Raw genomic sequence first — 12,567 nt, 5'->3', positions numbered from 1 at the left:
CCACACGTGGTCAAATTCTCTAGATCAATGGTTTCAGCAGTTATCGACCACTTGGATTGCCTCGTGTCGAGGCATAAGCGAGAGCGTTATATGACGACTTTTATTACAGTGTTTATCGCAGTTTTCGTAGCCATAATGGCCCGAGAGCTGAAAATCTCCGAATTCAGACAAGCGTGGATCAACTCGCTTCGGGATGAAATCTCTGAATTCACAAGCAAAGCACATGAGTGGATGCAGCTTTACCTTGATTTCAACAGTGCTGATCAAGATGCCAAGGAGGAGACGTATCCAAAGCTCAACACCCTAAAATACGACTCGTACCGTCTCCTGCGCAAAATTCAGATGAGGTTCCACCCCGACGACATAGCGGGTAACAAGCTCCTGGCTTCATTGGAGGACTTACTCGACCCTGCCAAACCTGCAGCAGATCCGATTAACCTCAAAGGCGACAATCGATATTCAGCATGGCGAACCCTCGCAGATCAAGCCATCGTAGAAGCTCGCCAATTACTCAAAGAAGAATGGGAAACAACCAAAAATCCTTGGAGAAGAATATGGCGCAAGCTGGTAAGCATGCGCCGCCAGCGCTAACAGAAATGACGCTATGCTGGATTGTGCTGCCCGTGTGGCAGCGGATCGCTGAATTACCCGCATCTGGAATTCCAAATCAGGTGCGGAAAATTCACGGTAATCGCGCGTTAGTGGGGGCCTAATCCCATGTCTCAATCGTCCGTTCATGTCCGTCGGATACTTTGAAAGTACCGTCGGAACAGGCCCACCGGCACTGAGAAGCTTATACAGCAGGGATCTCCGCAGTCTGCTTCGCTAGCCCGCACTGATCCTCTTGTTCGCTGACGCGAGCCTATGCTTCCCACCAATCTTAGGGTGCAGAGCAAGCGCTTCTTCGTAAAACTGAACTGCCTCGGGTACTGACCGAAGTGCTCGTGCGCCCCCCCCCTGGAACTTCAAGGCGGTGGCTTTCCAAGCAGGATAGTTGTCTGCGCCAAGCGATGGGATGGCATTATGCTCACCGGTTGCTAGGCTACAAAAGCAGCGTAGTAATCATCGCCAACCAGGGTCGGCAACCATTGGAAAACTCCTGGATAGCATGTTCCATACCGTGCCAACGGATTAGCATCATTGCCACGCATGTTTTTACGGTCAGGTGGCTTGTTGGCCTTCGAGCGCAGTGGCTGACTCCTCTGCGTTCCGAGGGCTGCAAGGCTGCTGATCAATTACTAGCATTCAGAATGCGGCGCTGCTCCTGACACCGAGGCTGGTTGCAGCAACCCTGAGCGTGCGAGAGCCAGAAAATGATTGGTTCAGACGTAGGCGTTGAATGAACGGCCAGGAGAACATGTGCTCCCGATGAGTAGCCGGCTGACGGCGAGCTTTCAGCCCTGAAATACGCCGCTGCTCTCAAATGCCAGGTTGTTCGGGTTGACGAGCGCCTGAGCCTGTCACGACCACGGGGGCAAAATCATGACGGGCCTGCATCAGTGGATGCCCGACCAGATCTGGGCGACGCAGATGATCGGCTCATCTAACCTCGCTACATTTGGTGATCGTACCGGGCCATCTTCAGCATGGAGCAGACGAAGTCCAGCTTCTCTTCAGTCGGCTCATCATCACGTAGCCAGCGTATCTTGATGCCTAGGTACTGCGCCCATTCGATACCCTTCTTGAAACTTCGCCGGTCATCATTTTTTGCTGCGAGCTCAACGTATTGGTTGACCAGTTTGTATTGGTTTTTGCCTGCCCTGTATTTGGCATTTTCGAACGCTGCCTGGAAATGAGGCATCGCTGCCTCGAACTGATCCTTACGGTAGTGGTAGACCCCACGTAACCAGGGCACCATCCAGCACAGTTGCTCATCCAGTCCGTAGGCCGCTACCTGAGCAGCATAATCGTCTATCTGCTCCAGCTGTGTGGTCGCATCGCCCTTGAGCTCAAAGCCCTTATTCAGAAGTTCTGCAAAACCCTGGGGAGGGATAAAGGCTGACTGCCGCCGAAGCAGATCCAGATGGGTGCATACGGCGAAAAGACCATACTTACTCTTGAGGGCGTCGAGGACGTCATCACGTAATGGCGCGCCAGGGCGAGCATTTTCTAGCTGCCACACCTTGTCGGCGACAGCGGTCACTTTGCTGCCAAAAAATGCCCAGTAATTTCTACAGGCAGCGAGCCAGACGTACGAGGCCGACTCAGGGGATTCTTGCTGCTGCATCACGGGTGCAAGCTCAGCTTTGAACTCGTCGACATCATCGGCAATCCATACGGCGTATTCTTGAAATTGTTGGCAAGCGTCGGCGAGGTACTGGGAGTCGTAGGCTTTTGTGATTTCCCTCGCGAGGTAGCTCGATACCCGAGCAATCAACAGCGCGACAAAGATGCTGACCTGAAGCTCTTTAGATACCTCTCGCCCGTTTTGAGCCAGGGCAGCGAATGATTCTTCAAAATTTTTGAACAGCGCTGGAAGCGCCGGAAGTCGTACTCCTCGCGTCCACTTGATGGCGTTGTCGAGGTTCTGTTGAAGCGCGTTGTTGTCGCTTTGAGGGTTCTTGCCAGGGTAGTGAAACTGCGTCTGTGAAAGACCACTGCGCGCGTATGCCCAGCGCATAACCTTTTCCAGAGGCAGTACTAGGCTGCCATCCGCTGCCACCGTCGGCAGGTACCAGAATGTGTCATCTGGCGTTTCCAGCTTCAGGTCTGCAAGTCTGTGTCTAAGCACGCTTTGATTCAGCGACACGACCAGTACAGGAATTGCCGTCGTCGAAATGAAGTATTGAACGGTTTCCGCTTTGCTGAGGTATGTTCCTTCTTCGCTAACCAGCCGGCTGTATGCATCCAGCAGATCGTTGAGTGGATCGCCTATAGCACTCATGATCTGGATGCTGGGTATGTACGCTGTCAGGATGTTGCTGAGCCCCTGAATCACCTGGCCAAGGTTTGAAAGCAGCCCACCTTCTTCTTTGGCTAGCCTTATCAACTGCTTTTGGATGGTTTTCTTCTGCGTCTCGTCAACGTCATCACGACTGGCCTCCTTACGCGGAAGCACGCCGATGGCATCGTAGGCCAGCTTCACCAACTCGCCAGTGGTGGCGAAGCAAGTATCTCTATTCATCTGAAATCCTTGATACCCCGGCCAATGATGACCGGGGTGCGCATTCCTAGCGCTGGTTAGGGTTGAGCTGCTTGCCGCGATTGCCATGAACGTGAGCGTTGGCCTGATTAGTACCTGACGTGCCACGGTTACTGTTCAATGCATCTGACCTGTCGTTCTGCTGCTGACGCTGCTGACTGGTGGGACTGGTTGGCTTGGCCATGACTGCTTCCTATTGGGTGGAAAGAAGGTCGCATGCTAGCCGCGCGAAATAATGCAGTATCTAGGCTTTTTGGAGACGAGATTTCATCAGCACCGCAGCAGGCCTTCTGCGTCGACACTCTCGCTTTGATTTCAGCGTTCACAGGATTGTTCCGCATCCGCATGCACGAAGGCTCCAGCCAAAGATCCCCACTCTGGCCAACCTATAAGCCATGCTCCGCCAGATCGACCTGGGAGGACATCACAATCCAAAGTCTCCTGCGAGTAGAACATCGCGAAGAACAGTAGCTCCCTGCCCCTCAAGACCTAAGCTCCAACCTCAGCACTCAAGCAACCCACCACCATCAGCGATGCCGGCCAAGGACGTACGAGCTTCCTTGGCCATATTCAGTTTGCTCCGCTATAAGCCGGCGCGCTTCACACTGGGGCCCAGAGCAGGAACAGCCCGTTACGCGTCTTGCTCAGGTTCCGGATCACGCGCGGCCCTTTTGAGCGACTGGATCAGGCGCTTGAAGCCCTTGGTTTGAGCAAACTTTTTGTAGAGGGCCGGGGTGATTTCAGGAAGCTTGGCAACAGCTTCCCCCATCGTACTCCTGAGCTCAGTCGAGTACCTGAACGCTGCGATCTGCTCGGCTTTCGCATCGAAGATGCGGATTCCATGACCATCCGGCCACCCTCACGGCAGGCATCGCCCGCACGCCTGGGCCTATTGCACGACATCGTTCTCGGCACTGAAAGCGGTGGTCTACGACTCGGCCATGGCCAAGGCACTGGATTACAGCTTGAGACGCTGGGTAGCGCTGACGCGCTACCTGGATGATGGTGCTGTGCCCATCGATAACAACGCCGTGGAGAATCAGATCAGACCGTGGGCGCTCGATAGGTCGGACTGGCTCTTCGCAGGATCGCGGCGTAGCGGTAAACGGGCAGGCGAATCTAATAGCCGCCGGCCAAGGTATCCAGCAGGATGAAGGTTGAGTAGAAATGTTAGGCTTGCGGCCTTTTTCTGCATGGAAGGAAGCAGCGACAATGAGTGAATCGAATGCCGCCAAGGCGGAGCTGATTGCACTTTATCTAGGCCTGAAATCTGATGCCAATATCTGTTGCGAAAAGATAAGTCCCACCATGACTGGGTTTTGGGATCGCACCTATGTGCGCGCCGTGTTCGCCATGTTCGAAGGTGTCGCGTTTGCGACGCGTCAATACATATTAGCCCAGGCGGAATCTGGTCTTTACGAGATCACTGTCCAAGAACGCAATCTGCTTAGCGAGCAGACGTTTTCCCTGGACGCCAAGGGTGTTATCCAAAGGAAGGAGAGCTTTCTGCAATTCCTGCCAGGATTTCGCTTGACGATGGCAGTTCTCGGCCGGTGTCTTGGCAAGACTGACTACGTCACCAGCGCATTCGGACATAACGGGTTCGAGAGCTTTCGGAAAGGCGCCAATATTCGAAATCAGGTCACGCACCCGAAATCTCCAGCTCAGATGATGCTATCCAACCAAGACATCGAAACGGTGAAATTGGCAGAGCGTTGGTTCGATAGCCTGATGACAGAATTATTGGTCGACGCGTTCGGAGCTGCGTCTTAAGCCGGGACAAACAACGCAGAGAAAAGCACGAGTGTATGAAACCGCTCGTGCTTTTCCGCTCCAGCTCACTGCATACTGTTAGGTCGCATCGTCTGAGTTAGCGCTCTGCTTGCTGACGTTGATAGGGGTAATTTTCGGATCGTTGACGGGTGTGTCAGTTACCGCGTTATTCGCCATTTGCAGTGCAAATCTCGCTCCTGCTTCCCCTGCCTTCTGGCAAACAGCGTCCATCCCGCCTTGTTTGGCGATACGCACCAGCAACGCAGCGCCTCCGGATACCTTTACACCTTGGTCTGTGATGACGGAGGAGTACCAAGAAGCTGGTTTTGCTGGCTCAGGGGCGTTAGGGTTTTGAGGGTCGTTATCGCTCATCGTTTTTTCTCCAATCTGGGTGACATGTGAGTGCAGGCAAGTGGCTTAGAATTTCGACGTAGGATTGAGTGCGATGATGTCGCGCTTCAACGTCCGGACGAAGTCTGCTTCCGGGTTACCGTCCCAGTTGAGGATTGGTGAATCAGGAGCGATGTTGAAGTACAGGCTGAGGCTTCCGGGCGCACATTCCTGTGGCAGAAAGCCTTTGTGCAAGGCGGCAATAATGAAAGCACCGTGCGGGATGTAGCAATACACCTCTAGAGCTCGCAGCATGAGCTCAATAACGTGCTTTAGCTCGTAGCTTTTGGCAAGAGAATCGCGGTTTAGGGATTTTTGAGGCACAAGGTGGTTCACAAATGCCAATGCATTGTTGGCATGGGGAAGTAGGTGATGGACTAACTCCTGCTGCTCCCGGAGCTGATCTTCGAATGAGATCCAAGGACGGGTGATTTCGAAGTCCCGCCACATGCCAATCCCGTATTGGGTAATACGAGGGTTGCGCTTCGTCACCGTCAAAAGATTATCAATCGACATCGGATTTCGGTGGCGTTTGGCGTCCTCAATGGCGTTACTGCGTAGCAAGTCCAAGCTACGATCCCAGTTGACCGGCATGCCATGCAGGCTGGCGACATAATCCAGACAGGCAGTGTAAGGATCGTTGGTTTGCTTCTGACGACGTTTAGCCTCATTGCGCGCGGCACGCACAGTTCTCCCCGAAGGGAAGGTGAGGTAATCGACAAGGTTGGCGTAAGAGGACATTTCCGTCTCCAACAACGGACGCGTCGCCGACAAGCGCATCCATAGTGGATACGAAAAGCATAGGTCTTTAAGAAGGGGCGCTTTTCCTATAAGCGGAACTCGTCAACAGGTATGTTGGTCGGCGAGGCGAGCCCAGCGCAGGGCTAGTTACTAAGCTAGCGCAGATTACGAGGTGCGCGCAAGTACTCTCTAAAGGTGGGCGAACAACTCGCTGACGCGACTACGCAGCCTGAGCCGTTCAACGTCTGCCTGGACGCAGCCTTGAAACCTCGGCTGATCGGACAAAACAGGCATTTGAACGGGTTAGCTGATAGACTGCGCGCCGTAATTACTTAGAGGATTTTTTGATGGCCACTAACCGCTCCCGTCGTCTGCGCAAAAAGCTTTGTGTGGACGAGTTTCAGGAATTGGGCTTCGAGCTGAACCTGGCCTTCAAGGAAGACCTGGATGACGAGGCTGTCGATGCATTCCTCGATGCCTTCCTGAGCGAAGCAATGGATGCCAACGGTCTGGACTACGTCGGCGGCGACGATTTCGGCCTGGTTTGCAAGGCAGAACGCGGCTCGGTTACCGAAGAGCAACGCGCAACCGTCGAAGCATGGCTCAAAGGCCGCAGCGAAGTGACCAAGGTTGAAGTCAGCCCACTGCTCGACGCCTGGTACCCAGAAAAGCTGATCAACGCTGCTAAGTGATCGCGCTGAGCTGCAGTGGATAACTGCTGGCTTGTGAAAAACCACCCTTCGGGGTGGTTTTTTTTGGAGCATTGCAGCGCACTCAGTCTGCAAGCGAACTCCAGTGTGCATGAACAGCGCGTTAGGCACGCCCTAACCCTCTCAAGGCCAGAGTATGTGAGAACTGCCCTCATGCCACTGCGATGTATCAAGGTCAGCCGTATCTAGGCCATACGCACGCAGCAACCAGCGGGACTTCGCCCCGTGCTCCTCGCCCACTTCCGAACGACCGTGAAGACAAGTCCTATTGTTAACCAAAATGACGTCTCCGGGTGCCAGCGAGTAGCTTTCTACACAGATCTTGCACGCAGCTTCGAATGCGTTCATGGCCGCCAGTGCATCCTTACTTTCTTCCGTATCAGTCTGCGTTGAGCTATGGCTGTACCTGATCCATGGCGAGTCGTCCACCCAGAAAAGCAGCTGGGAACCCTCTACGAACAGATCAAATCCAAATAGCTCCTTCAGACGCTTCTTGAACGTGAACTGCGGGCCGATGATGTATTGCGGCTGAGCCAACTCGTGGAGTTGACCTTCACTCAGATGGCGTAACACGCTCCTCAGCGGCATGACGGTGGTAGGGACTTGATTCGGGTTGCGCATACCTGCAAGACACACAAAATCTGGCGAAGGAGAAATGCGCACGTCATAGGGATGCTGTTCACCGCGCACTGGCAGCCACACGGCATCGGTATGGCCCTTCATGGAGCCTCTAGACTTCTCCGCCTCATAACCTTCACCTGGTTTCACCACCAGGTTGACGAACAACGCCCCGCCATTTTCAGATCCATACGAAATGGTGCTGGAGCCAAGGACGGCATTGGCAACAATGATCGAAGCGCGCGCAACGATCGTCGCCTCGATATCAGGTACTGGCAAGAATCCCACGGGGGTATCGACGTCAACGTCTGGGTCGAAAACGCCCACCAGATGGATGCATGGAGTCTCCCATGCATGTGCGATGAGATCTGAATGCACAATGCCGCGCATCGCAAGCGAATGGACAACCTCACCGACCAATGCCTGCCCCAAAGCGACCGGATCACTCAATTGCTGCAGAGTGTCGCCAATGTCCATGGAGCTCCGCCATGCAGTCACGACCGTACGAATGGCCGCGGAAAAATGAGCGTTGATCAATTGTGTCCCTACCATTCACAGTGATATAAAGTTGATATGGATCCAGCGTTACGCGTAACGCTCTCCATCGACCAGGACTTCCCGACCGGCCCTCACCTGAGATTTCATGAAAAATCACACTGTTACAGCCTCCGATTGTCTCAAGCACTGGGCCCATTGGCTAGACGGTCTCGCCGATCAGATGGTTGTGCAGGCTGAAACCAACCATTGGGAGTGCTTGGTGGGATTGCCGTCGGGGCACAATGTGATCGGCACAGGGCATAACGCATCGCTCGCAGTGCGCAGCCTGCTCAAGGAGCTAGTCGAGCAACTCCCTGCCCCACCCACTCCTTGTGAACATGAAAATGCCAGAGATGTCTCACTCCCGATGCTGGCTACACAGCCAGCGAGACAGGAGAAGCCTATGCAGCCTAAGGATGAGGTCAAGCGTATGGACACAAAGCCCCGCCGTGAAACTATCGGAGTAACAACGAAAAGGTCGTTCCATACGGCCTTGACGCTGTTGGCTGAGGGGCGCGGTGTCGCCAAAGCAGAATTTGCTCGTGATTTGCTTCAGCAGGGATTGGAACGATTTGAGTGCGCAATGGAGACCAAGAACCCCTCCAGCCTGATTCGCACCTACGAACAAGCTGCAAAGTCGTATGAGGGTGAAAGCGAACAGTGGTCTCTACGGCTTGATCGCCCGTTGGCCAAATGGGTGCGGATGACGGCAAAGGAATTTGAAAAGTCCGCATCGCAGATTGCCTCATTCTTGCTAGCCGAATCGCTGCAACACGAAGGGTTGGCCCTTGCCGCGACTGTCGCCACTTCCAAACCCACTAGCAATGCGTCTGCGCCATCCAGTCCTGGCCAACCTTCCGCCTTGCTCGACTATTCATCCTCAGAGCTGGATGAGGCATTGGCAGCCATTAAGTCCTGGCAGCGCCCCAAGCGGGCACGAGAGTTGACCGAGCGTACTGGGCTCGGCGCGCACCAAGACCTTATGCGTCAGGTACTACAAGGGGAGACAATCGCGCCCCCTGTTGTGATAGGGGCGATATCTACGCACATTGACGTACCAATTGAGCTACTGGTAGCTGGATTTTCGAGCAATTTCCAATCTCGATCGGTGCCGATGTTCAAGGCCACTAAAGGCAAACCACAGCTAGCCACCAGCCCTCATTCATGGAGTGAGGCGGTGAAAGCGTTGAATCTATCGTCTGATGAAGAGCAGGCCCTACTAGATTTGGAGAACTGAGACCTTGAACCCATTTGACAGGGCTCGCCAGCAGGCCATCGAAGTCAGAAGCGTTTTGGCCGGCGAATTCCTGTCGGATGACCTGGCTAGCAAACAGCTATTGGATTTCTCGTCAATCGAAGAAGAATACGACGTTGCAATCCAGCTTTTGCCGCATGACCACTTCACCTTGGCCGGTGCAGATGGCGTACTGGTTCGGGAAAAGTTCACTGCCTACGTTCGCAACGACAAATCATGGCCTGAGACCGCTTACCTGATAGCCCATGAATTGGGTCACTGGTTTCTGGATGCTGAAAAGCCTGCTATGTCGGTGGCAAACCTCTCCTCTATGACAGCCCCGCAGGGTACGCCTGCGGTTCTCACTGTCGAAGCATACGGCGCGCGGGAACGTCAGGAACTCCAGGCCAACGTATTCGCCCGAGAGCTTTTGTTGCCTCGCACAGCAGCCCGAGCCCTGTGGGCTAGCGGACTGAATGCCAGAAAGATTGCCTCGTTCCTCAAAGTGCCTTTGGAGGTGGTCAGGCTGCAGCTGTTCGACGCGCTCCTGCTGCCAGAGCTAGCTATACGGCCTACGCCTGGCCTCCCTAACATGACGGTTGCTCAGAGCGATGCAGCGCATGCAAAAGAGAGGTTTGTGAACGTTGTCGCAGGCCCAGGCACTGGAAAAACAACCACGCTTGTTCATCGCATCAAGCATCTGATCGAGCAGGGAGTGAACCCCAGCAAGATTCTAGTGCTTACCTTCACGAACAAAGCCGCTAACGAGCTGGTAGAACGAATGCGCGCCTCAGCGATTCCTGGCGCTGCAGACGTGTGGGCAGGCACCTTCCATTCGTTTGGATTGGAATTTCTCCGCAAATATCACGACTTGTTTGGGCTTCACGCTGACATCGCCATGGTGGATAAATTGGCGAAAGTGAGGCTGATGACCAAATTGCTTCCCTCGATCAAACTCCAGTATTACGTGCGCCTTCAAGACCCTTATGAATGGCTGCCAAAAGTGCTGGACTACATCGACCGACTGAAAGAAGAGCTGGTATCCGTAGATGAGTACAGGGCACGCCTCGCCGGCCTACCTACTCCCGCTCCAGATGTGATGCAACAGCAAGCAGATATCGCAGCAGTTTATGAAGCCTATGAGGCGGCGCTGCGCTCCAAGCACTATGTCGACTACACAGATCTAGTGGCCCTGCCAACGCTACAGGCTCGAAAAGACCGCACAGCTGTAAGCCAGTACATCAGCCATTTCGAGCACATTCTGGTCGACGAGTACCAGGACGTCACGCACGTCATGGTGGAGTTCGTGCGTGAGCTCGCAGTGAGCGCCAACTCCGTGTGGGTGGTCGGTGACATTCGTCAAGCCATCCACCACTGGCGGGGTGCGTCGATCCAGAGTTTGATGAAGTTTGACACTGCCTTCAGGCGCGGCGCGCCGTCAGCTTCCGTAGCTACCTACCAACTCGATGTAAACCGACGCAGCACCCCAGAGATTCTTAATCTCTTCAGCCATACAGGACGCGTCCACTCACTGGAGGCTAGATTGCCATTGCAAGCAGTGACGCCTTATCGTCCCTCTATCAACATCAGGCCAACCCTGTTCGAATGCGACGCTCCGGAAAGCCAGGCCCATACGCTTACGGCAGTGGTTGATTACCTCGCGAAAAATGGTCTGGATTACCGAGATCAAGTCGTCATCAGTCGCAGCACAGCAGATATTGAAAGCGCCGCAGAGCACCTGTCTGCCAATGGGATTCCTTGCCTGTATATAGGTGATGTCTACCAGCGCCCCGAGATCAAGCGGCTTGTCTGCCTGATGCAGTTGTTGTGCACCCGACAGCCTCGATCACTGATTGGCCTGCTTCAAGAGCCAGCATTGGCAATGTCCATGCCGGATATGCAGCAACTCATGACCTGTACCTCACCGGGTACCGGGGTCACGTTGCAACGAGGAAAATGGCTTGGCGTTCCCGGTCTAGGTCTATCTGCAGCGGGGGAAGCGGCTAGTGCGACATTGGCCACGCTCTTGGCCGGATTCAATCGACACACCAATCCTTGGGAGTTTGTATGCACAGTCCTGCTTGATCGTCGCTACGGGCTACCCAATCCCGCCGATACAAGCATCCGCGCTCATACCGAGCGCCTTGCGATATGGCTGTTCGTGTATGCCGTACGTAATAGTGAAGGCAGTGCCAAGGAAGCCAGGTTATCCGCGTTCCTAGTGCGCGAAGACTTACGCCGCCGAATCAACGAGAAGTTGGCTGACCGCAGTGCGCCTCCTGAAGCTCGCGCACTTAATGCCATCACGCTGATGACGGTTCATGGGAGTAAAGGGCTTGAGTTTGACGCCGTCCATGTCACGGACGTTAACAAATCAGCCTACGGGAAAGAGAAACCTTGGGATCACGATCCCCGCTCGACGCAATTGATCCCGCCCGAAGTGCTTAACAGCACCTTGGCAGAGCATGAATTCGAAGAGGCTGTAGAGCGCAACAATCTGCTATACGTTGCCCTGTCCCGCGCTCGCGACCAGCTTTTTCTCTATGAGACAAACTCTCGGGATCGACCTCACGCTCTCGCCACTGCAACTGCTTTCCTTGACCGCCGCACAGGCTTATCCCCTCCTGCGACCGTCATGCCTATCATCCCTGCCTTTGTGAGCAGTGGAACCGCAGCAACTCCTCTGGCCATCGATTACAGTGCGTTTGAGTCCTACTTGAGTTGTCCGCTGCATTACCACTACCGGTATGAGCTCGACCTCACCGCCGAGCAGGACATCGACATATCCATCCGGGCTCGCTGGGCCGTCATGGAAGCACTTCAATCCACTCTCAAAGGCTTGTCAGCGCAGGTGGCGTTTAACAATGCATGGGAAAACCATGACCTTCCGGAGTTCGCACTTGATCAGGCGCTTTACTCGGATGCGGTCAAAGCTTGCAACAAGGGCCTGCAGATCATTCACGACACCGGTAGTACGATCGTAGAAGGACTGCATGCGGACATACATGGCGTTCGTATACAGCTGCCGTGGATGCTCCAGGCGAACACACCACAGGGCATTGAGCTTCATTGGTTACGCACGCATGCCGGCGTAGAAACAACTTCGCGCCACTTCCGCCCTCTGATGCTGGCAATGACCACGTTGAAGGCAAAATCTGGCACCGTGCACTCGCTGATCAGTGAGAAGACCAAAAGAGACATACCCTCCAAAGCTCCCCAGAGCACTGCTGTGCACAAGATGGCTCCGCTGTTTTCCTCAGGATACAGAGGCGCAAAAAAGGGCTGGCTTTGCCGCCGCTGCCCTTACCTGAGCATTTGCGAAAACAGACCCTAAACGGGCTGTACTCATCATACCGATGCACCTGATGTCAGCTGCTCGACTCATTCGCCTGGCCGGAGCTATAGGGTGGCTGGGGCGTCCG

At 54.4% G+C, this 12,567-nt stretch carries 11 protein-coding genes and 1 pseudogene; 6 read left to right on the top strand and 6 right to left on the bottom strand.

Going from position 1 to position 12,567, the window contains the following annotated elements:
• Nucleotides 1-90 precede the first annotated feature (90 nt).
• Nucleotides 91-591 (top strand): hypothetical protein, encoded by a 501-nt coding sequence (locus NDJ82_RS21740; protein ID WP_203302867.1) that lies wholly within the window; start codon nt 91-93, stop codon nt 589-591.
• A 961-nt stretch (nt 592-1,552) separates the two neighbouring features.
• Here NDJ82_RS21740 and NDJ82_RS21735 read toward each other — a convergent pair.
• The 3 genes from NDJ82_RS21735 to NDJ82_RS21725 form a co-directional block, all read right to left on the bottom strand.
• On the bottom strand, nt 1,553-3,124 hold the full coding sequence (locus NDJ82_RS21735) for a hypothetical protein (protein ID WP_203302866.1): 1,572 nt from the start codon (nt 3,122-3,124) through the stop codon (nt 1,553-1,555).
• A 46-nt stretch (nt 3,125-3,170) separates the two neighbouring features.
• Complete coding sequence (locus tag NDJ82_RS21730) at nt 3,171-3,326, bottom strand: hypothetical protein (protein ID WP_010202284.1); 156 nt, start codon at nt 3,324-3,326, stop codon at nt 3,171-3,173.
• A gap of 447 nt (nt 3,327-3,773) precedes the next feature.
• A complete protein-coding gene (locus NDJ82_RS21725; protein WP_238938365.1) occupies nt 3,774-3,911 on the bottom strand; it encodes a hypothetical protein in 138 nt (45 codons plus the stop codon).
• Between the two features lie 166 nt (nt 3,912-4,077).
• On the opposite strand from NDJ82_RS21725, the pseudogene NDJ82_RS21720 reads away from it, so the two are divergent.
• A pseudogene (locus NDJ82_RS21720) lies at nt 4,078-4,254 on the top strand (IS66 family transposase); the annotation flags it as partial.
• A 100-nt stretch (nt 4,255-4,354) separates the two neighbouring features.
• Nucleotides 4,355-4,915 (top strand): hypothetical protein, encoded by a 561-nt coding sequence (locus NDJ82_RS21715; RefSeq protein WP_203302865.1) that lies wholly within the window; start codon nt 4,355-4,357, stop codon nt 4,913-4,915.
• Nucleotides 4,916-4,993: 78 nt separating this feature from the next.
• Here NDJ82_RS21715 and NDJ82_RS21710 read toward each other — a convergent pair whose 3' ends face one another.
• Nucleotides 4,994-5,287, bottom strand: a complete 294-nt coding sequence (locus NDJ82_RS21710) for a hypothetical protein (RefSeq protein ID WP_203302864.1) — start codon at nt 5,285-5,287, stop codon at nt 4,994-4,996.
• A gap of 45 nt (nt 5,288-5,332) precedes the next feature.
• Nucleotides 5,333-6,046, bottom strand: coding sequence for a hypothetical protein (locus NDJ82_RS21705; protein WP_203302863.1), 714 nt, complete (start codon nt 6,044-6,046; stop codon nt 5,333-5,335).
• Nucleotides 6,047-6,393: 347 nt separating this feature from the next.
• On the opposite strand from NDJ82_RS21705, the gene NDJ82_RS21700 reads away from it, so the two are divergent.
• On the top strand, nt 6,394-6,738 hold the full coding sequence (locus NDJ82_RS21700; protein ID WP_122772402.1) for a YggL family protein: 345 nt from the start codon (nt 6,394-6,396) through the stop codon (nt 6,736-6,738).
• 141 nt (nt 6,739-6,879) lie between these two features.
• On the opposite strand, the gene NDJ82_RS21695 is transcribed toward NDJ82_RS21700, so the two are convergent.
• Nucleotides 6,880-7,851 (bottom strand): TauD/TfdA family dioxygenase, encoded by a 972-nt coding sequence (locus NDJ82_RS21695; RefSeq protein WP_203302862.1) that lies wholly within the window; start codon nt 7,849-7,851, stop codon nt 6,880-6,882.
• A gap of 166 nt (nt 7,852-8,017) precedes the next feature.
• Between NDJ82_RS21695 and NDJ82_RS21690 the strand changes: the two genes are divergently transcribed.
• Both NDJ82_RS21690 and NDJ82_RS21685 read left to right on the top strand, forming a co-directional pair.
• A complete protein-coding gene (locus tag NDJ82_RS21690) occupies nt 8,018-9,148 on the top strand; it encodes a hypothetical protein (RefSeq protein WP_203302861.1) in 1,131 nt (376 codons plus the stop codon).
• Nucleotides 9,149-9,152: 4 nt separating this feature from the next.
• Nucleotides 9,153-12,479, top strand: a complete 3,327-nt coding sequence (locus tag NDJ82_RS21685; RefSeq protein ID WP_203302860.1) for an ATP-dependent helicase — start codon at nt 9,153-9,155, stop codon at nt 12,477-12,479.
• Nucleotides 12,480-12,567: the final 88 nt, after the last annotated feature.

It is taken from the genome of Pseudomonas sp. SR18 (genome assembly GCF_023701505.1).
Lineage (GTDB): Bacteria > Pseudomonadota > Gammaproteobacteria > Pseudomonadales > Pseudomonadaceae > Aquipseudomonas > Aquipseudomonas cyclaminis.
The sequence above is the reverse complement of the archived record's forward strand: the minus strand, read 5'-3'. Positions and strand labels throughout refer to the sequence as shown.

What these genes read in the sequence shown, in the direction of transcription:
- NDJ82_RS21725 (WP_238938365.1), bottom strand. Translation starts at nt 3,911, where the DNA reads ATGGGGGAAGCTGTTGCCAAGCTTCCTGAAATCACCCCGGCCCTCTAC.
- NDJ82_RS21710 (WP_203302864.1), bottom strand. Translation starts at nt 5,287, where the DNA reads ATGAGCGATAACGACCCTCAAAACCCTAACGCCCCTGAGCCAGCAAAA.
- NDJ82_RS21715 (WP_203302865.1), top strand. Translation starts at nt 4,355, where the DNA reads ATGAGTGAATCGAATGCCGCCAAGGCGGAGCTGATTGCACTTTATCTA.
- NDJ82_RS21705 (WP_203302863.1), bottom strand. Translation starts at nt 6,046, where the DNA reads ATGTCCTCTTACGCCAACCTTGTCGATTACCTCACCTTCCCTTCGGGG.
- NDJ82_RS21700 (WP_122772402.1), top strand. Translation starts at nt 6,394, where the DNA reads ATGGCCACTAACCGCTCCCGTCGTCTGCGCAAAAAGCTTTGTGTGGAC.
- NDJ82_RS21735 (WP_203302866.1), bottom strand. Translation starts at nt 3,124, where the DNA reads ATGAATAGAGATACTTGCTTCGCCACCACTGGCGAGTTGGTGAAGCTG.
- NDJ82_RS21740 (WP_203302867.1), top strand. Translation starts at nt 91, where the DNA reads ATGACGACTTTTATTACAGTGTTTATCGCAGTTTTCGTAGCCATAATG.
- NDJ82_RS21730 (WP_010202284.1), bottom strand. Translation starts at nt 3,326, where the DNA reads ATGGCCAAGCCAACCAGTCCCACCAGTCAGCAGCGTCAGCAGCAGAAC.
- NDJ82_RS21690 (WP_203302861.1), top strand. Translation starts at nt 8,018, where the DNA reads ATGAAAAATCACACTGTTACAGCCTCCGATTGTCTCAAGCACTGGGCC.
- NDJ82_RS21695 (WP_203302862.1), bottom strand. Translation starts at nt 7,851, where the DNA reads ATGGACATTGGCGACACTCTGCAGCAATTGAGTGATCCGGTCGCTTTG.